Origin of the sequence: Streptosporangium sp. NPDC006007, from assembly GCF_040614315.1 — a bacterium.
Taxonomy (GTDB): domain Bacteria; phylum Actinomycetota; class Actinomycetes; order Streptosporangiales; family Streptosporangiaceae; genus Streptosporangium.
In genome coordinates this window covers 24919-44994 of record NZ_JBEXUG010000040.1, presented here as the reverse complement: position 1 = coordinate 44994, position 20076 = coordinate 24919, and the positions used below count along the sequence as shown (strand labels likewise).

20 protein-coding genes are annotated in these 20076 nt (G+C 70.6%); 5 read left to right on the top strand and 15 right to left on the bottom strand.

Going from position 1 to position 20076, the window contains the following annotated elements:
* The first annotated feature begins 13 nt into the window (after nt 1–13).
* A complete protein-coding gene (locus ABZ194_RS24900; protein WP_355599419.1) occupies nt 14–217 on the top strand; it encodes a cation transporter in 204 nt (67 codons plus the stop codon).
* A 56-nt stretch (nt 218–273) separates the two neighbouring features.
* Here the strand turns inward: ABZ194_RS24900 and ABZ194_RS24895 are convergent, their stop codons facing one another.
* The 3 genes from ABZ194_RS24895 to ABZ194_RS24885 form a co-directional block, all read right to left on the bottom strand.
* Nucleotides 274–1137, bottom strand: a complete 864-nt coding sequence (locus ABZ194_RS24895) for an N-acetylmuramoyl-L-alanine amidase (RefSeq protein WP_355599418.1) — start codon at nt 1135–1137, stop codon at nt 274–276.
* Between the two features lie 68 nt (nt 1138–1205).
* Nucleotides 1206–1454 (bottom strand): hypothetical protein, encoded by a 249-nt coding sequence (locus ABZ194_RS24890; protein ID WP_355599417.1) that lies wholly within the window; start codon nt 1452–1454, stop codon nt 1206–1208.
* Nucleotides 1455–1577: 123 nt separating this feature from the next.
* Nucleotides 1578–2669 (bottom strand): LacI family DNA-binding transcriptional regulator, encoded by a 1092-nt coding sequence (locus ABZ194_RS24885; RefSeq protein WP_355599416.1) that lies wholly within the window; start codon nt 2667–2669, stop codon nt 1578–1580.
* Nucleotides 2670–2884: 215 nt separating this feature from the next.
* Here ABZ194_RS24885 and ABZ194_RS24880 point away from each other — a divergent pair, with 215 nt between their 5' ends.
* Nucleotides 2885–3496 (top strand): TetR/AcrR family transcriptional regulator, encoded by a 612-nt coding sequence (locus ABZ194_RS24880; protein WP_355599415.1) that lies wholly within the window; start codon nt 2885–2887, stop codon nt 3494–3496.
* Nucleotides 3497–3665: 169 nt separating this feature from the next.
* On the opposite strand, the gene bldC is transcribed toward ABZ194_RS24880, so the two are convergent.
* Complete coding sequence (gene bldC / locus ABZ194_RS24875; RefSeq protein WP_013133571.1) at nt 3666–3869, bottom strand: developmental transcriptional regulator BldC; 204 nt, start codon at nt 3867–3869, stop codon at nt 3666–3668.
* A 319-nt stretch (nt 3870–4188) separates the two neighbouring features.
* Nucleotides 4189–5046, bottom strand: a complete 858-nt coding sequence (locus ABZ194_RS24870; protein WP_355599414.1) for a hypothetical protein — start codon at nt 5044–5046, stop codon at nt 4189–4191.
* A 190-nt stretch (nt 5047–5236) separates the two neighbouring features.
* Here ABZ194_RS24870 and ABZ194_RS24865 point away from each other — a divergent pair, with 190 nt between their 5' ends.
* Together ABZ194_RS24865 and ABZ194_RS24860 are read left to right on the top strand one after the other, a co-directional pair.
* Entirely contained in the window at nt 5237–6340 is a 1104-nt protein-coding gene (locus tag ABZ194_RS24865) for a Glu/Leu/Phe/Val dehydrogenase dimerization domain-containing protein (protein WP_355599413.1), read from the top strand.
* A gap of 150 nt (nt 6341–6490) precedes the next feature.
* Entirely contained in the window at nt 6491–6724 is a 234-nt protein-coding gene (locus tag ABZ194_RS24860; protein ID WP_355599412.1) for a DUF3073 domain-containing protein, read from the top strand.
* A gap of 206 nt (nt 6725–6930) precedes the next feature.
* Here ABZ194_RS24860 and purM read toward each other — a convergent pair whose 3' ends face one another.
* Nucleotides 6931–7965 (bottom strand): phosphoribosylformylglycinamidine cyclo-ligase, encoded by a 1035-nt coding sequence (gene purM / locus ABZ194_RS24855; RefSeq protein ID WP_355599411.1) that lies wholly within the window; start codon nt 7963–7965, stop codon nt 6931–6933.
* Between the two features lie 43 nt (nt 7966–8008).
* Nucleotides 8009–9445, bottom strand: coding sequence for an amidophosphoribosyltransferase (gene purF, locus ABZ194_RS24850; RefSeq protein ID WP_355599410.1), 1437 nt, complete (start codon nt 9443–9445; stop codon nt 8009–8011).
* 170 nt (nt 9446–9615) lie between these two features.
* On the opposite strand from purF, the gene ABZ194_RS24845 reads away from it, so the two are divergent.
* Entirely contained in the window at nt 9616–10692 is a 1077-nt protein-coding gene (locus ABZ194_RS24845; RefSeq protein WP_355599409.1) for a hypothetical protein, read from the top strand.
* A gap of 109 nt (nt 10693–10801) precedes the next feature.
* Here ABZ194_RS24845 and ABZ194_RS24840 read toward each other — a convergent pair whose 3' ends face one another.
* The 8 genes from ABZ194_RS24840 to purS all read right to left on the bottom strand — a co-directional run bounded on the left by ABZ194_RS24840 (nt 10802) and on the right by purS (nt 20064).
* The gene (locus ABZ194_RS24840) at nt 10802–11248 is read right to left on the bottom strand and encodes a sterol carrier family protein (RefSeq protein WP_355599408.1); all 447 of its coding nucleotides are present in this window, start codon (nt 11246–11248) and stop codon (nt 10802–10804) included.
* Nucleotides 11229–12734 (bottom strand): MFS transporter, encoded by a 1506-nt coding sequence (locus ABZ194_RS24835; RefSeq protein WP_355599407.1) that lies wholly within the window; start codon nt 12732–12734, stop codon nt 11229–11231. Before ABZ194_RS24835 ends, ABZ194_RS24840 begins: the two co-directional genes overlap by 20 nt.
* A gap of 61 nt (nt 12735–12795) precedes the next feature.
* Nucleotides 12796–13464 (bottom strand): Crp/Fnr family transcriptional regulator, encoded by a 669-nt coding sequence (locus ABZ194_RS24830; RefSeq protein WP_355599406.1) that lies wholly within the window; start codon nt 13462–13464, stop codon nt 12796–12798.
* A 255-nt stretch (nt 13465–13719) separates the two neighbouring features.
* Complete coding sequence (locus tag ABZ194_RS24825) at nt 13720–15891, bottom strand: adenylate/guanylate cyclase domain-containing protein (protein WP_355599405.1); 2172 nt, start codon at nt 15889–15891, stop codon at nt 13720–13722.
* A 228-nt stretch (nt 15892–16119) separates the two neighbouring features.
* Complete coding sequence (gene purL, locus ABZ194_RS24820; RefSeq protein WP_355599429.1) at nt 16120–18387, bottom strand: phosphoribosylformylglycinamidine synthase subunit PurL; 2268 nt, start codon at nt 18385–18387, stop codon at nt 16120–16122.
* Between the two features lie 32 nt (nt 18388–18419).
* A complete protein-coding gene (gene purQ, locus ABZ194_RS24815) occupies nt 18420–19103 on the bottom strand; it encodes a phosphoribosylformylglycinamidine synthase subunit PurQ (protein ID WP_355599404.1) in 684 nt (227 codons plus the stop codon).
* Between the two features lie 100 nt (nt 19104–19203).
* Nucleotides 19204–19647: an ATP-binding protein gene (locus ABZ194_RS24810; protein WP_355599403.1), complete on the bottom strand. Its 444-nt coding sequence runs from the start codon at nt 19645–19647 to the stop codon at nt 19204–19206.
* A 171-nt stretch (nt 19648–19818) separates the two neighbouring features.
* Nucleotides 19819–20064, bottom strand: a complete 246-nt coding sequence (purS, locus tag ABZ194_RS24805) for a phosphoribosylformylglycinamidine synthase subunit PurS (protein WP_355599402.1) — start codon at nt 20062–20064, stop codon at nt 19819–19821.
* Between the last annotated feature and the right edge of the window lie 12 nt (nt 20065–20076).

The window sequence follows — 20076 nt, the reverse complement described above, 5'->3', positions numbered from 1 at the left end:
CCTTGGAGGCGCGATGAGCGTGAGCACGTACACCGTCACCGGAATGACCTGCGGCCACTGTGTGAGCTCGGTCACCGAGGAGGTCGGCGCGGTCCCCGGTGTCACCGGGGTCGAGGTCGACCTGGAGAGCGGCCGGGTGACGGTCTCGGCCGACCTCTCCGATGACGCGGCCATCCGTGCCGCCATCAAGGAGGCCGGCTACACGGTGATCGACTGACCCCCGTCCGGCGCCCCGGCCGCCCGCCGTCGTCACCGGCCGCTCCGGAGCCGTGACTATTCGAGGTAGTTCTGCAGCCCCTCGGCCAGAGCGGACGCGGCCTTCTGACGGAACGCCGCGTCCTGGAACCTGGCCGCGTCGCCCGGGTTCTTCATGTTGCCGCACTCGATGAAGATCTTGGGAACCGTGGAGAGGTTCAGACCGCCGAGGTCGCTGCGGAAGTTCATGGCCTTGCTGCCGATGTAGGTGGAGTACGGCTCCCCGGTGCCGGCCCGGTAGGCGTTCCGGACGGCGAGACCGAGTTTCCTGGACGCGCCCACCACCGGATCCACCGGTCCGTTGATCTTCTTCGGCATGATGATGTGGAAACCGTGGTCGGCGGTGCCCGATCCGTCGGCGTGGATCGAGATCGCCGCGTCCGCCTTCGCCCTGTTGCCGATCGCCGCCCGCTCGGTGATGCACGGACCCACCCCGGCGTTGTCGGGCCGGGTGAGCCTCACCGTCGCGCCCCTGCTCTTGAGGATCTTGACCAGGCGCTGGGAGACGTCCCAGGCGAAGGCCGCCTCGCTGTAGCCGCTCGGGGTGACCGTGCCGGTGGTGTCGCAGGACTTCCACTGGGTCAGGACGTTGACCCGCTTGTTGATCTTCGATGGGTGGCGGTGGTTCTGCCCGTTGTGGCCCGGGTCCACGACCACGACCTTGCCGCTGAGCGGCAAGGTCGTGGCGCTGCCTCCGGCCGCGGGGGTCGCCGGGGACCCCGAGGTCACTGGAGACGCCGCCGGCGCCGTACGGACCGGCGGGGCCGCCGGAGAGGCGGCCCCGCCGGTCCGCGCGGGGCCCGCCCCGGCGGCGACGCCACCGCAGGCGGTGGCGCTCAGGCCGCACAGGACAAGGGCCGCCGCGAGTGTTTTGCTGGTCACGCTCATCCCTCTCGAAGGAATCGTCAACCACCCAACCTATGGGGCTCGACGTCGTGACTCAGCCGTTATCACCAGACGTGCTCTCCTATTTCCTGTTTCTGCAGGAGAGAGGCGAGTTCCCTGGCGTCCTCGGCGTCCAGTCCCAGGACCACACGCGGGCGTCCCCACGGATGGTCGATGGAATGGGCCACATAGCTGGCCACGGACTCGGCGCCGGCGTCTCCGTTCCGTCCACGGGCGGCACGCCAGTGCGCCCACGCCCGCTCAAGCTCGGCGGCCGCGCGCTGGGCGCATGACACCAGTTCTGGATCACGCATTGTTACCCCCCTCGTCACCACCGGAGTCAACACCGGCGCGTGATCACCACGTCGGAGGTTGACCCGTTTTTGACGAGGTCTTAAAGCCTGCCTGGGCGTGGTGTAACGCTCCAGGCAGGCGTTCTACGGCCGCGCGGGGCCCGTGCTGCGCCGTACGACCAGCTGGGGTGTGACCTGGCGCAGCCGCGAGGACTTGCCGGGGTCGCCTATCCGGTCGCTGAGCAGCGCCGCCGCCGAACGGCCCATGGCCCGGCGGGGCTGGTCCACGGTGGTCAGCGAGATCCTCTGGGTTCCCGCGAGATGGGTGTTGTCGTAACCGATCACCGAGAGATCGTCCGGCACCCGCAGGCCCAGTTCGGCCGCCGTGGAGAGAACGCCTATCGCCACCGCGTCGTTCGCGGCGAAGATCGCGGTAGGCCGGGGGTCACGGGTCAGCAGGCTCCGGGCGGCCTCTGCGCCTCCCTCCTCGGTGCATTCGCCCTGCTCGACCATGATGTACGGCGCCAGCGCGTGCCTGCGCATCGCGACCAGGTAGCCCTCGCACCGGAACCGGCCCGAGGAGGAGCCGGCGCCCTCGATGTGGGCGATTCGGCGGTGGCCGAGTCCCACCAGGTGGTCCACGGCCAGGCGGGCGCCGAGTTGGTCGTCGTCCACGACGATGTCCACGCCGCCCAGTTCGAGGTCGCGTTCGCCCACCACGACCGTCGGCGTGTAGCCGGTGGCCTCGATGAGCGTCTCACTGCTCGGCGCGATGCCGAGCAGCACGAGACCGTCCACCCGCAGTTCCAGGAACGCCTCGACTGCCTCGTCCTCGAACGCGGGGTCCCACTGACTGTTGCCGATGAGCAGCCGGAGCCCGTCGCCGTGCAGGCTCTCCTGCAGGCCGTCCAGGCATTCGGCGTAGAAGGGGTTGTGCAGGTCGGCGACGAGCGCCCCGACCAGGTGGGTGCGGCCTTCGACCAGGCTGCGCGCGACCGCGTTGGGCCGGTAGCCGAGTTCTCTGGCCGCCTGGAGTACGGCTTGCCTGCGATGCTCGCTGACGTGCGGCGATCCGCGCAGCACGAGCGATACCAGTGATTTGGAGACACCGGCACGCTCGGCCACGTTGCGGATCGTGGGCCGCGGGCGTGGCCCGACGTTGTCCGGAAGGACGGGGTCGGCGAGCTCACGGGCTCGGGTGACGGTGGTGGTGGTGTTGACCGGTGGTCCTGACATGGCTCTCCCCCGGGATGGTGGATGGGCACCTGTCACTCAAAACGATCGAGTTCCGAATGGGGTACGGCTTTCTTCGAAGGGAACTCCGATCTTGACCCGGCCGGTGAAGGGCGGCGGCTCCGAGTAGTGTGCGCGGTGTGGGTTCGACATCCGGAACGACTGGGCGAGGGAAGCCCCCGGCGGGGAGCGCGCGCCCCGCGCGGCGCAGACTGACCGTGGACCGGCGCCGCGAGGAGCTCATGGCGGCGGCCCTGGAACTGTTCGGCAGGCGGGACGCGGGGAACGTGTCCATCGACGACGTGGCCTCGGCGGCCGGGGCGTCGCGGGCCCTGGTCTACCACTACTTCGGCGGCAAGCAGGAGCTGTACGTGGCCGCGCTGAGGAGCGCGGCGGCCGACCTGGAGGCGAGGCTCCGGCCGAGGCGGGACGATCGCCCGCTGGAGGAGCTCGCCGAGGGGCTGACACGCTACTTCGACTTCGTCGAGCAGCACGCGGCCGGTTTCGCGGCCTTGCTGAGTGGAGGACCGGCCAACCACAGCGGGGAGATCGGCGAGATCGTCGACGGTGTACGGAACCGCCTGTTCCACCTCATCACGCGGCAGATGCGGGTCGACGAGCCGGGGCCGGTGCTGCGTGTCACGCTGCGTGCGTGGATCGCCTCCGTGGAGACGGCCGGCCTCGACTGGCTGGAGCACCGGGACGTCGAGCGGCCGGCGCTTGAGCGCATGCTGGTTGAGCACATGGTGGCGCTGCTCAGGGTGGGCGCGGGCCACGACCCGCAGGTCGACCGGTTGCTGAGGGGCCTGCTCCGCGAGCACGCGCCGTAAGCCGTCCGGGGGGAGTCGTACCTCGTCGGGAAGACCGGCGCGGGCCGTAAGGAACGATGTGGGGCGGCGCCGGGCGGGCGGCGCCGCTCCCCACAGAACCCGTGTGGCCTTACGCGCTCACGGGGTGAGCGCCCACTTGGTCCCCCCTAAAGTCCGTGACGGCCCCGTCTTACTCGGAGCGCTGCTGCGGAATCCCCGCGAGCAGCGCGCGAACCTCGGTCTCCCGGTAGCGGCGGTGTCCCCCCAGAGTGCGGATGGACGTCAACTTGCCCGCTTTCGCCCACCGTGTAACGGTCTTGGGATCGACCCGGAACATGGTTGCGACCTCCGCCGGGGTGAGCAGCGGCTCTGCCTCGGGTGTACGAGCTGACATTTGTGCGGCCTCTCCTCCATGTGGACCGGCGACAGCGATCCTGCGACTTGACGCTTGTCACGGATGTCCCCCTATGGCCCCTTGCGTGCGGCTGTTCGGACCATATGCGGCATCACCCGATGTGACCATACAGCCACGTAGAGCGATTGGCGAGCCTTTGAGTGGCTCATCTCTCTTGTGCACCTGTTGTTGTCACGCTCGGTGATTCTAGCGACACGTTTCGTGGTATCGCAGTGAAAACGGCAAACTACTCAGTTCGTAGACGTGTCGCCGGTCATCGACCAACCTACTTATGCAGGTCAGAGGGATGATTTGCGACTCAGTTTGCTGATTCGAGAAGTTGTATTGATCTCCAGCGGAGAATCACCCGCCGGTACATGGCGAAGGCCAACTCTTCCTCGCCGCTCTCCAGACCTGTCAGCGCCGCCGCGATCTCCGCCACGGACTGGTCGGCCTGGAGCTGCTCGTCCTCCATGAGATGGACGATGCCGCCGTAGTCGAGCTCCACCAGCGAGTGCGGATGGAACTCCTCCAGCCAGCGGGCCACCTCCTCGACCTCCGCGGTCATCGCGGCCTCGCCCACCTGCCTGCGGATGATCTGCAGGGCGCGGGCGCCGCGCCGCCTGGCGTGGGCCATGGACGTGATGTAGATCAGGTTGCGGGTGGTCGTCGCGCCCCCCGGCCCCGGTTCACGGTCGAGGACCAGCCAGCGTTCGTTGCCGTCGAAGGGCACGAACCACGCCGTGGGAACGTGCCATGTCGAGGTCCGGATGTGGGTGCGCAGGGCCGCCGAGCCCGCGCGTCGTTTGAACCGGTCGAAGTCGTCGGCCGTCCGCTCGGCGACGGAGGTCGGCACGAACCGTTCCATCAGCCTCGCGGGGGTCGCCCCGCGGAGGCGTGAGAAGGCCAGCCAGGACCTGAGCCTGCTCTGCCATGGGCAGACATAGAGAACGTCCTCAACGCGCCTGAGATAGGCGTTGGGGCTCTCCTGGGCGGGCGCGGGGGTGGGCGACACCCCCAGCAGGCGGCGTACGGCCTCACCGTGCTCCGCGTGGAGCGCGCGGGCGCGGCGGGGGCGGTCGGTCGCCTCCGCGTAGGCGGCCCAGGAGGAGCGTTCCGGCGGGGTGAACGCGGTCAGCGGTTCGTAGACGCGGAGATACGCGGCATAGGGCAACACGACCGCATCGTGTCACGAAGCACCGGCTGTTGTCCGGTATCGGCCCCGAGTGGGATGTGGTGGCGCATGTCATGTCTCGTCTGGTGAGAACCGGGGGTTTCTCTCATGGTTCTCCTGGAAGTTGTGGTTACGCTGAGGGTGATCTCCGCCGCCACGGGGCGGCGGACCGGAACGACCGGGAGTCACCACCGTGACCGACGTCTTCGGGCTGTCCCACAAGGACAAGAGCCCAGTAAGCGGCCAGGCCAGGCACGAGCAGGTCGTCTTCTGCTCCGACGAGCACAGCGGCCTTCACGCGATCATCGCGATCTACAACACCGCCCTCGGCCCGAGCCTCGGCGGCACCAGGTTCTATCCCTACCCGAGCGAGCAGGCCGCGCTGGCCGACGTGCTCAACCTCTCGCGGGCGATGGCCTACAAGAACGCCCTGGCCGGACTCGACCTCGGTGGCGGCAAGGCCGTCATCATCGGCGATCCGGCGACCGACAAGAGCGAGGCGCTGCTGCGGGTCTACGGCCGGTTCGTGCAGTCCCTGGGGGGCCGCTACTACACCGCGTGCGACGTCGGCACCTACAGCGAGGACATGGACGTCGTGGCCCGCGAGAGCTCCTACGTGACCGGTCGCACGCCGGCCCACGGCGGGGCGGGCGACTCCTCGATCCTGACCGCCTACGGCGTGTTCCAGGGCATGCGGGCCGCCGCCGAGCACGTCTACGGCGCGCCCACGCTGCGGGGCAGGCGGGTCGGCGTCGAGGGTGTGGGCAAGGTGGGTCACCGCCTGGTGGACCACCTCGTCGCGGACGGGGCGGAGGTGGTGGTCTGCGACGTCAGCGAGCGGGCCGTCGAGCGGGTCCTGCGGCGCCACCCGGAGGTGGCGGTCGTCGCCGACCAGCTGGAGCTCACCGGGGCCGATCTCGACGTCTACGCGCCGTGCGCGCTCGGCGGGGCGCTGGACGACGACACGGTCGCCCGGCTGCGCGCCGGGATCGTCTGTGGCGGGGCCAACAACCAGCTGGCGCACCCGGGGGTGGAGAAGGAGCTCGCCGACCGGGGCGTGCTCTACGCGCCCGACTACGTGGTCAACTCCGGAGGCGTCATCCAGGTCGCCGACGAGATCCAGGGGTTCGACATGGATCGGGCGAAGGCAAAGGCCACCCAGATCTACGACACGACTCTCAAGATCTTTGCCGCTGCGGCGGAGGATGGCGTTCCGCCGGCTGTCGCAGCCGATAGGCTTGCCGAGCGCAGAATGTCGGAAGTCGGGCGAATTAGGGGCATCTGGCTGGGCCACTAGCCCCTCACGCCCATACGGCGTACCGAGCCGGGCGTAAAACAGGTACGGTTGTAGTCGAACGAGAGCTGACGCCTCAAGTCAGGTGGCGTCAGTGCGTGGTGCGTTAGCGACGAGGGGTCGGGCACGACCCCACACGAGGGGGTCGAGCCAATGGGGCGCGGCCGAGCAAAGGCCAAGCAGGTCAAGGTTGCTCGCCAGCTGAAGTACAACAGCGGTGGCACTGATCTTGAGCGTCTTCGCGACGAGCTCGGAGTCAGAGACGACTCCAACCACAATGACGACGCCAACGACTCCTACGATGAACTGGCTGATCGGTACGCCGATTACGCCGATGACTTCGGCTCCGGAGGCGACCGCGACGACGGGACGTCCGGCCGCCGTTAGGCGACTTCATATCGAATGCGAGCGGAACACCCGGTGGCGGGAGAGCCACCGGGTGTTTTCTCCGCGCCGCGGTTCCTGACAGCGCTCCGATGACTCAGAGCGCTTTTCGGCGTGTCCGCGTCCGATCGGTTCCGCGTCCGGCCCGTGTCCGTGTCCGGTCGGGACCGCCTTCCCGGCCGGCGCCGGGAAGGCGGGAGACCGATGGGCTAGACGGGCCGGCGGTAGCGGGCCCGGCCGGTGCCCTCGACGACCTCGCCGAGCACCCAGGCCGGCAGGCCGCGGGCCTTGAGCAGGGCCAGCGCCGGATCGACGGCCTCGGCCGCGACGACGGCCGCCATGCCCACGCCCAGGTTGAAGGTGCGGTCCATGTCGGCCTGCGCCACCTTCCCGTGCCCGGCGAGCACCTCGAAGACGGCCGGTGGGGTCCAGGAGGCGCGGTCCAGCAGCGCGTCCAGCGTCGGCGGCAGCGAGCGGGACAGGTTGCCCTCCAGCCCGCCACCGGTGATGTGCGCGTAGGCGTGAACCTCCGTCGCGCGGGCCAGCTCCAGGCAGTCCAGGGAGTAGATCCTGGTCGGCTCCAGCAGTTCCTCGCCCAGGGTGCGGCCCAGCTCGTCGAGCTCGGTCTCCAGCGAGAGCCCGGCCAGCTCGATGATGTGCCGGACCAGTGAGTAGCCGTTGGAGTGCACGCCCGAGGAGGCCATCCCCAGCACCACGTCACCCTCGCGGACCCGGTCACGGCCGAGCATCTCGTCGGCCTCCACCACGCCCGTGGCGGCACCCGCGAGGTCGTACTCGCCGGCGTCCATCGCCCCGGGGTGCTCGGCCGTCTCGCCCCCGACGAGGGCGCAGCCGGCCAGCCGGCAGCCCTCGGCGACGCCGCCCACGATCTCGGCGATCCGCTCGGGGACGACCTTCCCGCAGGCGATGTAGTCGGTCATGAAGAGCGGCTCGGCGCCGCAGACCACCAGGTCGTCCACGACCATGCCGACCAGGTCGATGCCGATCGTGTCGTGCCTGCCGAGGGCCCGCGCCAGCATGACCTTGGTGCCGACGCCGTCGGTCGAGGTGGTCAGCAACGGCCGCCGATAGCTCAGCAGGGCCGAGGCGTCGAACAGACCGGCGAAGCCGCTGGCGTCGTCCACCACCTCGGGCCGGCGCGCGCGGGCGACCTTCGCCTTCATCAGCTCGACGGCGCGCTCACCCGCGTCGATGTCCACACCGGCGGCGGCGTAGCTCGTCATGAGATCTCCCTCACTGGCCGGACGGCCGTCGTGCCCGGCCGGCTCAAAGCTTCGCCTCCAGGACGTACTTGCCCACGTTGTCCTGGTCGACGGGGATGGGGTAAACCCCGTCGAAGCAGGCCCGGCAGAGCCGTTCGGCGGGGATCGTGGTGGCCTCCGTCAGGCCCTCCAGCGAGATGTATCCCAGGGAGTCGGCGCCGAGGGAGGCCCGGATCTCCTCCACGCTGAGCGAACCGGCGATCAGCTCCGCCCGGGTGGCGAAGTCGATGCCGTAGAAGCACGGCCAGGAGACCGGCGGAGAGGAGATCCGGACGTGGACCTCCCGCGCCCCCGCCTCCCGGAGCATCTTGACGATCGCCCGCTGAGTGTTGCCGCGCACGATGGAGTCGTCCACGACGACCAGGCGTTTGCCGGCGACGACCTCCTTCAGCGGGTTGAGCTTGAGCCGGATGCCGAGCTGGCGGATCGTCTGGGACGGCTGGATGAAGGTCCGGCCGACATAGGAGTTCTTGACCAGGCCCTGGCCGTACGGGATCCCGCTCTCCTCGGCGTAGCCGACGGCGGCGGGGGTGCCCGACTCGGGCGTCGGGATGACCAGATCGGCCTCGACCGGGTGCTCACGGGCCAGCACCCGGCCCACCTCGACCCGGGTGGTCTGTACGCCACGTCCGGCGATGGTGGTGTCGGGACGGGCCAGGTAGACGTACTCGAACAGGCAGCCCTTCGGCTCGGCCAGGGCGAACCTGCGGGAGCGCACGCCGCGCTGGTCGATGGTGATCAGCTCGCCGGGCTCGATCTCCCGGACGAACGTGGCACCCACGATGTCCAGTGCGGCGGTCTCCGAGGCCACCGCCCAGCCACGCTCCAGACGGCCCAGGACCAGCGGGCGGATGCCCTGCGGGTCACGGGCCGCGTAGAGCGTCTTCTCGTCCATGAAGACGAGCGAGTAGGCGCCCTTGACCTGGGGAAGGAGCGCGGCGGCCGCGTCGTCGATGGGCCGGCTGCGGTCCTGGGCCAGCAGCGACGTCAGCACCTCGGTGTCGGTGGTCGCCCTGGTCGATCCCGGAGCCAGCCGCCTGGAGAGCTCGGCGGTGTTGATCAGGTTCCCGTTGTGGGCGAGCGCGAGCCCGCCGACCTCGGTCGAGCTCAGCGTCGGCTGGGCGTTCTCCCAGACGCTCGACCCGGTGGTCGAATAGCGGCAGTGACCGATCGCCAGGTGACCGCGGAGGGTGCCCAGCACCGACTCGTCGAAGACCTGGGCCACGAGTCCCATGTCCTTGTAGACGAGGATTCTGCTGCCCTCGCTGACCGCGATGCCCGCGGACTCCTGGCCGCGGTGCTGTAGCGCGTACAGCCCGTAGTAGGTGAGTTTGGAGACTTCCTCCCCAGGCGCCCAGACTCCGAAGACGCCACATGCGTCCTTCGGAGCTCGGTCGTGGGGGTCAAGGTCATGGCTCAGATGGCCGTCGCCCTTCAGCACATGCTTCAGTCTAGGTCGGGCCCTTCGCTGCTCGCACCTCGGGGCGGTGTCCGTCCCGCCCGTCACTGTTACCGAACAATCGTCGCCGTTTTACCGTGTCAGCCTGTTTCATGGGAAAGAGCCGGGGGAGTGTGAGGTATCCGGCATGTCTATACGTCGGGAGAGCGGACGTGACAACACCTGAGGACCCGAATCAGCCTGATCCGCGCCGTCGGCGGGACAGGCGGCCTGAAGAGGAGGGGACGGGCGCGGAACCGGCTCCCGGGCCTCCGGAGCCGGAGGAGCCCGCCCCGGAGGAGAATCCGGAGTGGCCGCCGATCTCCACGCCCGGTGAGCCGTCACTGCCCCGGCATCCGGACGTGCCGACGGCCCCGGAGGTGCCCCCGCCGGTCCAGGCGGACTCCGAGACCACGAGGGGGTACGGCCCGGTGCCGGGTGCGCCCCCGCCCGCCTACCCGGGCTGGGAGAGCGCCCCGGAGGCGTCGCCCACCGACCGTCCTGACGGTCCGGAGACGCCGTCGAGCGCCGCCAGGCACTCGCGCTACGATCCGCCGACGCCGCCCCAGGGCTTCCCGGCCGCCTCACATCGGCCCGGTGAGCCCGGTGAGCCCGGTGGCCATGCCGGGCCGTCCGAGAGGCCCGGTGAACCCGCGCGGCCCGCGGAGGACGCCGGAGCCGCCTCGCCCGCCGGGGGCATCCCCGGCGCGAGTCCCTACGGGGGGCCGGGCCGCCCGGCTCAGCAGGGACCTCCCGAGGGGTGGCCGAGTCCTTCGGAGGGGCGGGGGCCGTCCCCGCAGGGGCAGCCGTACCAGCCTCCCCAGGGGCCGCCCTACCAGGCGCCGCTCTCACCGGGCGGGCCCGGATATCCAGGAGGTCCGGGCTACCCTGGGGCCCCGCCGTACCCGGCGCCGCCCGGGGCGGGGTGGGGCGCGCCGAAGGCGGGTGGAGGGCTCGGCACCGCGGCCCTGGTGCTCGGCATCATCAGCGTCTTCCTGCTGGTGGTGTGCGGCCTGGGCGTGCTGACGGCCATCGGCGGCCTGGTGCTCGGCATCGTCGCCGTGGTCAGGAACTCCAACCGCGGCCGCGCCTGGGTGGGCATCGCGCTGAGCGTGCTGACCCTGATCATCGCCGTGGTGTTGCTGAGCTGGCTTTACAGCAAGGTGGGCGACTGCGCCAACCTGCCGCCGGAACTCCAGCAGCGCTGTATAGAGGAGCGATTCGGTGTCCAACTCCAGAACACGCCGTAGGTTTTGGACGGTTCCAGCGCTCCCCGTGGCTCCCGCCGGACCGCCGGACCGCCGGACCGCCGGACCGCCGGACCGCCGGACCGCCGGACCGGCGGACACGGTCCGGCTCCTACCGGACCGGTAGGTACTCCGACAGGTCGGCCCGGCCGCCGCTCGCCGAGATCCTGCCCTCGGACATCGCCTCGGCCCACGCCAGCCGTCCGGTGGCCAGCGCCAGCCAGGTCGGCGCGTCGGTCTCCACCACGTTCGGCGGGGTTCCCCGGGTATGCCGGGGGCCCGCCACGCACTGCACCGCCGCGTACGGCGGGACCCGCACCTCGACGGTCCGCCCGGGGGCCGCGGTCGCCAGCAGGTCGAGCAGGTGCCGTACGGCGAAGCGGGTGATCTCCCGCTCCGGCCGGACCTTCCGTTCGTAGGCCCGCAGCACCACGGTGACGCACGCCCCCAGCAGTTCGGCGGTTCCTCCGGGCCCGTCGTAGGGCGGCTCGTCCAGAGTGGTCAGCTGGGCGTCCAGCGCGGCGCGTACCTTGGCGGCGTCAGGTCTGTGAGGTGGCACGCCCTCCATCATGCCCGCCGCCGGCCCGTGCCCGCCTTGGCCGGGCCAGGGCGGAGGCCAGCGCGCCCGCGAGGGCGACGGCGAACAGCGCGGCGTACGTTCTCCTGAAGCCGTCCATGAGCTGCTCCACGGCCGCCGGTGACGCGCTCGACAGCGTGCCGGAGTAGACCTGGCCGCGCAGTTCGGCGCTGACCGAGCCGGTGAGGACGCTCAGGGAGAGGGCGACGCTGAGCACCATCCCGACATTCATGATCATGAGCCGGAAGCCGTTCACCACGCCGAGGCTCCCGGCGGGCAGGGCGGCCATGACCTGGGTGGTGTTCCCGGTCAGGAAGCTGCCGTTGCCGCAGCCGCACAGCAGCAGTCCCACCCCCACGACCCAGTACGGCGTGGCCGGATCGGCGGTCAGGAGCAGGACGCCCAGCCCCGCCGCGCTCAGCAGCGACCCCCCGACCGACAGGGCGCGGGGGGAGATCCTGTGGCCGAGGGCGCCGGCGACCGGCGATGCCACGGCCATGCCGACCGGGATGGGCAGCACGCCCAGGGAGGCGGTGAGGGCGTCGACGCCCTGGACCGTCTGGAAGTAGAGGGCGGCGAGCAGGATCAGCGCCGCGCGGGCCAGGGCGTTGCAGAACGAGGCGAGGTTGGCGAAGGCCAGCAGGCGCCGGCCGAACAGCCGCACGTCGAGCACCGGGTGGGACGCCCTGCGCTCCACCGTGACCAGGATCGGGGTCAGGATCGCCGCGACCCCGGCTCCGATGATCACCACGGGGCTGGACAGACCCCGGGACCCCGCCTCGGACAGCGCGACGAGGGTGGCCGACAGCACGGCGAACACCAGCAGGTTGCCGAGCACGTCCATCGGTTCGCGCGGTTTGGGGGGAAGCCTGCCGAGGATGATCGCCCCCCATACGAGGGCGATCAGCCCGGCGGGCACGTTCACCCAGAAGATCCACTGCCAGCCCGCGGCCTGGGCGACGAGGCCGCCCAGCGTCGGCCCCGCCAGCTGGGCGACCGAGAAGGCTCCGATGTAGACGCCCATGCCCTGACTGAGCCGGTCGGGTGGGAAGGCGTCGGTGATGATCACGGTCCCGTTGGCCAGGATCATCGCGGCCCCGACCGCCTGCACCGCCCGCATCGCGATCAGGAACCAGACGGTGGGCGAGAGTCCGGCCAGCAGCGAGGCGGCGGTGAAGAGGGCGAACCCCGCGAGGTAGACCTCTCTGCGCCCGAGCAGGTCGGCCACGCGGCCGAAGAGGACCAGGGTCGCGGTGCTGACGAGCAGGTACGCCAGCAGGATCCATCCGGAGGCGAACGCGTCGGCGTGGAAGTGCCTTACCACCTCGGGAAGTGCCACGTTCAGCGTGCTTCCCGAGATGCCGATCAGCACGATGCCGAGGCTGGTGACCGAGCAGACACGCCATGCGTAGCGGAGCTTTGAGCGATATTCGGGGGAATTAGGAAGGTCTTGGAGGATTGCGACCATATGCCCCAGTCTGACTTATCCGGTATGTCGATCTTGAAGGAGATCGGCCGGCGGGGCGGGGTCAGCGGGCTCGCCTGCGCAGGCCCTCCATGTCGTGGATGGTCACCCGGCGACGGCCCGTCTCGATCAGGCCGCGGTCCCGCAGCGAGCGCAGGGACTTGCTGACCGCCTCGCGGGAGGCCCCTGTCCAGCCGGCCAGCTCGTCCTGGGAGAGCGGCAGCGTCACCCGGACCGCGCCGCCGACCGGCTCGCCGTACCGCTCGGCCAGCTCGATCAGCCGGGTCGCCACCCGGCCCGTGGTGTCGAACGCGCCGTACTCGATCCGCTTGCGGTCGGCGTCGCGCATCTTGCCGATCAGCATCCGCATCAGGAGCACCGCCACCCGGCCGTTCTCACGTAGATAGGCCGGGAAGTCGTGGATCGTGACGCCCTCCACCGGCTCCAGCGTGGTCACCGTGGCCGACCTCGGCAGACCGTCGATGACGGCGAACTCGCCGAGCAGCGCGCCGGGCCCGCGGATCGCGAGGACCACCTCGGTCCCACCGGCGGTGTGCGAGGAGACCTTGACCCGCCCCGACGTCAGCAGGAGCACCCATTCGGCGACGTCGCCCTCGGTGCACACCGTCGCCCCCCGCCCCCAGCGCCTTGGGGTGCCGGCCGCGTGCAGCGCGGCGGCCTCGTCGGACGTGAGCAGGGTGGCGAACTCGCCCGGCTCGGGGGTGGAGGTCACGACTGTCTCCTGCTACCTCGTGCGGTCTGGCCGGTGTCGATTATGCCGGTACGGCTCTCGCCGGAGAGCCCGCTTCCACGGCGGTTTCCGTGGTTTTACGGTGGACTCTCCAGTCTCACATGGGTTTCTGAGTTTTCACGATGGTTTCTCGGGCTCTCGGGCTCTCGGGCTCTCGGGCTCTCCGGTTCGCTGGCTTGCCGGTTCTCCGGCGGGTTCATGCTCCACAGCGCGGGTTCCGCGGCTCCACGGCGGGTTCTACCGCAGAGCGGACAGCACATAGGCGTGGACGGGCCGCTCCCTGCCCTTGAGGGCGAGCTCGCCCAGCGGGCGGACCTTGGCGCCGGGACCGATCAGGTCGAGGGTGCTCTGGCCGATCACCACGGTTCCCGGCTCGGCGATCCCCTCCAGCCGGGCGGCCACGTTCACGCAGTCACCCATCGCGTTGAACCCGCGCAGCTCCGGGCTGCCGATGTTGCCGACCAGCGCGACACCGGTGTTGACCCCGATCCTGAACCGGGGATAGCCGGGCGTCCCGGCGGCGATCTCCTCGGCCGCCTCCTGCATGGCCAGGGCGGTCCTGGCGGCGGCGACGGCGTGGTCCGCCTGCCTGGCGGGGGCGTTGAACAGCGCCAGCAGCGCGTCACCCACGAACTGCACGATCGTGCCGCCGTTGCCCAGCACGATGGGCACGGCCGCCGAGTGGTACCGGTTCAGCATCTCGACGATCTCGCCGGGCGCCACCCGCTCGGAGTAGCTCGTGAAACCCTTCAGGTCGGCGAAGAGCGCGGTCAGCTCGACCAGTTCGCCCCCGAGCGCCGCGGTCCGCGGATCGGCCAGCAGGGACTTCGCCACATCCGGGGACATGTACTGCCGGAACAGGGTGGACAGCTCCTGATACAGCCGGGTGTTCTCCAGGGAGATGGACAGCTGGCTCGCCAGCGTGGCGGCGAGCGCCTCGTCCTGCCGGGTCCTGCCCACCGGCACCGTCAGCGCCCCGGCGAGCCGTCCCCGCACGGTCAGCGGGTGGACGACGGTTCCGCCCAGCCGTACGGGTCCGTCGCCGGGGAAGTCCTGCGGGCCGTACACGCCGGAGTCCAGGGTGACCCGCCCGCCGGAGATCAGTCCGACGCGCACGTCCCCGTACGCCCGCCGTACCCGCTCCAGCCCCCGCGTCAGCAGCTCGTCCTCCGGCATCCCCACCCTGGCCCGGTTGCCCATGTCCACCAGCGCGGCGAGCCGTTCCGACACCTCCCGCTCGTCGGCCAGCGCCTCGCCGGCCCGGTCGAGCACCGCGGCCTGCCCCTCGGTGAGCCCGAACTTGCCCGCCAGCCTGGTCGCGACGGGGACCCGGCTCCCGCCGCCTGAAGGGGTGTCCGCCCTGCGCCTGAGGTGGCCGACGAGTTCCTCCAGGGCGGCCTCGTACTCCCCCCTGAGCCGCTGGACGGTCGCAGCCAGCGCCACCGAGTCGAACAGGCCCGCGCTGGAGCCCTCCTGCCGGAACTGCAGGTAGGCGCTGTAGGCGACGAACAGGAAGGCCACGGCCAGCAGCAGGTGCCAGAGCCACCACGACAGGTGCCAGTTGAAGTGCGACATCCCGGCGACCGTGGCCTCGGCCAGCAGCGCGTAGGCGGTGAGGAGGCTGATCAGCATGGCCGAGGGACGCCGCCGGTGCAGCTGGAACATCATCGCGGCCGCCGCCGCGTACAGCGCGACCCCGAGCGCCTCCAGCCCGCCGAGGCCGGCTCCGTGCGCGGGTGGCCGGCCCCCCAGCGGGGTGAGATCGGGGAGCAGCGACGCGACTCCCCAGCCGGCCAGCAGCAGGACGAGGCCGCCGCGCAGCCGGATCTGTGCCTTCAGTACGGCCTGGGCCACCCGCTCGTTCAGCGGCAGGGCCGAGGCGAAGGCGAACATCGAGGCGATGAGCAGGCCGACCGGCTGGGACAGCTCGAACCCGTAGTTCGGTCCTTGGAGGATGACCTTCGGCGTGGTCAGGCCGTGGATCAGGAAGAATCCGGCGCTGCTCAGGAAGACCAGGGAGACCAGCAGCAGCCGTGCGTCGGCCCGCCTGGCCGAGGCCTGGCCGATCATGGTGCCGAGGACCACGTTGACCCCGGCCACGGCGATGATCAGCCAGAAGTGGCCGACGTTGTCCCGCAGGACGGCGTTCAGCCTCGGCCTGGTCAGCAGCAGCCAGAGCCCCGCCATCGGCAGCGCCAGGTGGATGGCCCAGACCACCAGGCGGACCGGCTGGCCCGACGGCGGCAGGTACGGCGCCGGCCCCTCGCCGCTCCCGGCGCCGCCGTTGCCGCCCCAGCCCCCGTCGTCCTCCCCGTGACCCCCGCTCTCTCCACGACCTCCACGACCGCCCTGCCCGCGTTCCCGGGGTCCCCGGAGCCTCTCGGGCGACGCGGTTCTCGGGTTGTTCACCGGCACGGTGACCTCCGTGTCCTCGGGAGCCGTTCCGGCTCCCTGTCGCGTCCGCCTCCGACCGGCGACGGCCGGAGTTCTCCCCGAACAGCGGTGATTATCCCGCATGTGGTCGATGCGGTCATGCGGTCCACACCCGGCCCTTCCACGCTGGGGCCCTTCCGGGGCTTGGACGCCGAGAGGGGTACGGCTCAGCTGAGCCGTACCCCCCTCGGGTCGTGCGCGGGGTCAGCCGAAGATTCCCGGCAGGGTGGCCGTGTGGGTCTCCCGGAGCTCGGTGATCGGGATGTCCAGGACGTTCTCCACGATCAGGGAGTCGCCGCCGGTGACGCCCAGGCCGTGGCAGGGCACCTCGTGGGCGACGCAGAGTTCGGCGAGGAGCTGGAAGGACTCCGGTGTCACGGTCACCAGCGCGCGCGCCGGCGACTCGCTGAACAGCTCGACGAACGGGTCGTCCCCCGCCGCGGAGACCGTGGCGCCGACCCCCCTGGCGAGGCACGCCTCGGCCAGGGCGATGGCCAGGCCGCCGTCGGACAGGTCGTGGGAGCCGGTCAGCAGACCGCGGGAGGCGGCCTCGGTGAGCACGGTCGCCAGGGCGCGTTCGGCCTCCAGGTTCGCCTTGGGCGGCAGGCCGCCGAGGTGACCGTGGGCCACGTGGGCCCACTCGGAGCCGCCGAACTCCTCCTCGGTCTCACCCAGCAGGACGATCCTCTCGTCCGGGCCGGTGAAGCCGCTGCCGACCCGCAGGGCCACGTCGTCGATCACGCCCAGCACGCCCACGACCGGGGTCGGGTGGATCGGGGTGGACCCCGTCTGGTTGTAGAAGGAGACGTTCCCGCCGGTCACCGGCACGCCGAGCGCCTTGCAGGCGTCGGCCAGGCCGCGGGTGGCCTCGGCGAACTGCCACATGACCTCGGGGTCCTCGGGGGAGCCGAAGTTGAGGCAGTTGGTCACCGCCAGCGGCGTCGCGCCGGTCACGGCCACGTTCCGGTACGCCTCGGCCAGCGCGAGCTGCGCCCCCGCGTACGGGTCGAGCCTGGCGTAGCGGCCGTTGCCGTCCGTCGACAGCGCGATGCCCCGGGTCGTCTCCTCGGCCCCCGGCATGATCTCGCTGATCCGCAGCACCCCGGCGTCGGCGGGCTGGGCCAGCACGGTGTTGCCCCGGACGTAGCGGTCGTACTGGGAGGTGACCCACTCCTTGGACGCGAGGTTGGGCGAGCCGAGCAGCTCCAGCAGCGTCGCCCGCAGGTCGTCGGGGCGTGCCAGCCGTACCGGGTCGTCGGCGTTGAGCGCGGACTGACCGGCCGGCTCGTGGAAGGGCCGCTCGTAGACCGGGCCCTCGTCGGCCGCGGTGCCCGGCGGGATGTCGACGATGGTCTCGCCGTGCCAGGTCATCACCAGGCGGCCCCCGTCGGTGACCTCGCCGATCACGGTCGCCGGGATGTCCCACTTGGCGCAGATCGCCATGAAGGCAGCGATGTCGTCGGGGGTGACGACCGCCATCATGCGCTCCTGCGACTCGCTCATCAGGATCTCCTCGGGCCGCAGCGACGGGTCGCGCAGCGGGACGAGGTCCAGCCTGACGTCCATGCCGCCGGTGCCCTTGGCCGCCAGCTCGGTGGTCGCGCAGGACACGCCGGCCGCGCCGAGGTCCTGGATGCCCACGACCACGTCCGCCTGGTAGAGCTCAAGGCAGCACTCGATCAGCAGCTTCTCCATGAACGGGTCGCCCACCTGGACGCTGGGACGCTTGGCGTGCGACTCGTCCTCGAAGGTGGCCGAGGCCAGGACGGACGCGCCACCGATGCCGTCCGGGCCGGTCAGCGCGCCGAACAGCACGACCTTGTTGCCCGGTCCCGGGGCGGTGGCCAGCTTGATCTGGTCCTTGCGGAGCAGGCCCACGCACAGGGCGTTGACCAGCGGGTTGCCGATGTAGCAGGGGTCGAAGACGACCTCGCCGCCGATGTTGGGCAGTCCCAGGCAGTTGCCGTAGTGGCTGATGCCCTCGACCACGCCGGGCAGCACCCGCCGGGTGTCGTGGGCGTCGGCGGCGCCGAAGCGCAGCGCGTCCATCACCGCGATGGGCCGCGCGCCCATCGACATGATGTCGCGGACGATCCCGCCGACGCCGGTCGCCGCGCCCTGGTGCGGTTCGACGTAGGAGGGGTGGTTATGCGATTCGATCTTGAAGGTGGCCGCCCAGCCGTCGCCGATGTCCACCACGCCGGCGTTCTCGCCCATGCCGACCAGCAGGGCCTCGGACGTGGGGGCCTTGGTGCCGAACTGGCGCAGGTGCACCTTGGAGGACTTGTAGGAGCAGTGCTCGCTCCACATGACGCTGTAGATGGCCAGCTCGGAGCTGGTGGGCCGGCGGCCGAGGATCGCGCGGACCCGTTCGTACTCGTCGAGCTTCATGCCCAGCTCGGCGTAGGGCTGCCGTTCGCCGGGCGTGTCCTGGGCCCGCCTGACGGTGTCCAGGGCCGGCTGAGCCCGCACGTCGTCGGCGGGGGCCTGGGGGGCGTGCTCGCTCACAGGTTCACCAGCTTCTTCAGGATCGAGGAGAAGAATCCGCGGCCGTCCGTGCTCGGGGCGCCGGTGAGGTCCTCGACCGCGTGCTCGGGGTGCGGCATGAGGCCGACGATGTTCCCGGCCTCGTTGCAGATGCCCGCGATGTCGTTCAGCGAGCCGTTGGGGTTGCCTCCGACGTAGCGGAAGACCACCTGCCCCCCCGCCTCCAGCGCCTTCAGGGTCGGCTCGTCGGCGACGTAGCGGCCCTCGCCGTGCTTGACCGGCAGCACGATCTCCTGCCTCTCGGCGAAGTCGGAGGTCCAGGGCGTAGCGGTGTTCTCCACCCGGACGCGCTGGTCGCGGCAGATGTAGTGCAGTCCGGCGTTGCGCATCAGCGCGCCGGGCAGCAGGTGGGCCTCGCAGAGGATCTGGAAGCCGTTGCAGGTGCCCAGGACGGGAAGTCCGGCCCTGGCCGCCGGGATCAGTTCCTCCATCAGGGGCGCGAACCTGGAGATCGCCCCGCACCGAAGATAGTCTCCGTAGGAGAAACCACCCGGCAGGAAGATCGCGTCCACCCCCTTGAGATCGGGGTCCGCGTGCCACAGGGGGACGGCTTCGCCGCCCGCGTGGCGCACGGCGCGGGCCGCGTCCTGATCGTCAAGAGTCCCGGGAAAAGTGACGACGCCCACGCGGGCAGCACTCATGGTAGCGTTCCCCTCCACAAACGAGCGCCGCGCCGACATCTCACACGTCGGACCTCGGTCTGCGGCGGTGCGCCCAGGCTATCCGCTCCGGGAGAGCGGGTCACACGGCGGCGAGCACGCGACCCTGGCGGAGGAAGACGGCGTCCTCATCCCAGTCGAGGTGTTTGCGCAGGTGCACGGTGGTTCCCCGGCCGGGTGTGATGCCGAAGGAGATCTCGTCCACCACCGCCTGCATGATCAGGATGCCCCGGCCGTTCTCGATGTCCGCCGGGGGATACTGCTCGGGGACCCGGACGAGCCCCTGCCCCCTGTCGATGATGTGGACGTCGCAGCGGCCGTCGCCGATGGACACCTCGACCTCGTAGCGGTTGTCCGGGCCACCGTGGCGCACCGCGTTGGCGCACGCCTCGGTGACCGCGAGCAGGATGTCGGAGACGCAGCTCTCGGTGACGCCGAGCGAGCGCAGGGAGTCGCCCAGTGCCCTGCGGACCATCGGAATGCCGATGGCCTCTCTGGGCAGAGCCAGCGAGAACTCGATATCCACCGGATCCCTCCCGGGGCCAGACGTCACCTTGTCAAGGTTTCCCCGCGGAATCCGGGCTAACCGCAAAATAACCTTAATGTTATTTAGTGTTGGTCAAGCTGTGGGATTGCGACACGCTCGGAAGGTGATCTACCCGGACGTACGGGCATGCCCTACGCGATACGTGATGATCTAGGACTCCACGGTTACCCGGTAGTCCTCGATCACGGTGTTGGCCAGCAGGGTCTCGGCCATCTTGCGGACGTCCGCGAGGGCGGCCTCGTCGGCGGGCCCCTCAAGCTCCACCTCGAACCTCTTGCCCTGCCGTACCGCTGAGACACCGGAGAAGCCGAGCCGCGGCAGCGCGCGGGCGATCGCCTGGCCCTGCGCGTCGAGAATCTCGGGCTTCAGCATGACGTCGACAATGACGCGCGCCACGGTGTTCCTCCT

What these genes read in the sequence shown, in the direction of transcription:
- ABZ194_RS24900 (WP_355599419.1), top strand. Translation starts at nt 14, where the DNA reads ATGAGCGTGAGCACGTACACCGTCACCGGAATGACCTGCGGCCACTGT.
- ABZ194_RS24890 (WP_355599417.1), bottom strand. Translation starts at nt 1,454, where the DNA reads ATGCGTGATCCAGAACTGGTGTCATGCGCCCAGCGCGCGGCCGCCGAG.
- ABZ194_RS24885 (WP_355599416.1), bottom strand. Translation starts at nt 2,669, where the DNA reads ATGTCAGGACCACCGGTCAACACCACCACCACCGTCACCCGAGCCCGT.
- bldC (WP_013133571.1), bottom strand. Translation starts at nt 3,869, where the DNA reads ATGTCAGCTCGTACACCCGAGGCAGAGCCGCTGCTCACCCCGGCGGAG.
- ABZ194_RS24860 (WP_355599412.1), top strand. Translation starts at nt 6,491, where the DNA reads ATGGGGCGCGGCCGAGCAAAGGCCAAGCAGGTCAAGGTTGCTCGCCAG.
- purM (WP_355599411.1), bottom strand. Translation starts at nt 7,965, where the DNA reads ATGACGAGCTACGCCGCCGCCGGTGTGGACATCGACGCGGGTGAGCGC.
- ABZ194_RS24835 (WP_355599407.1), bottom strand. Translation starts at nt 12,734, where the DNA reads ATGGTCGCAATCCTCCAAGACCTTCCTAATTCCCCCGAATATCGCTCA.
- purQ (WP_355599404.1), bottom strand. Translation starts at nt 19,103, where the DNA reads ATGAGTGCTGCCCGCGTGGGCGTCGTCACTTTTCCCGGGACTCTTGAC.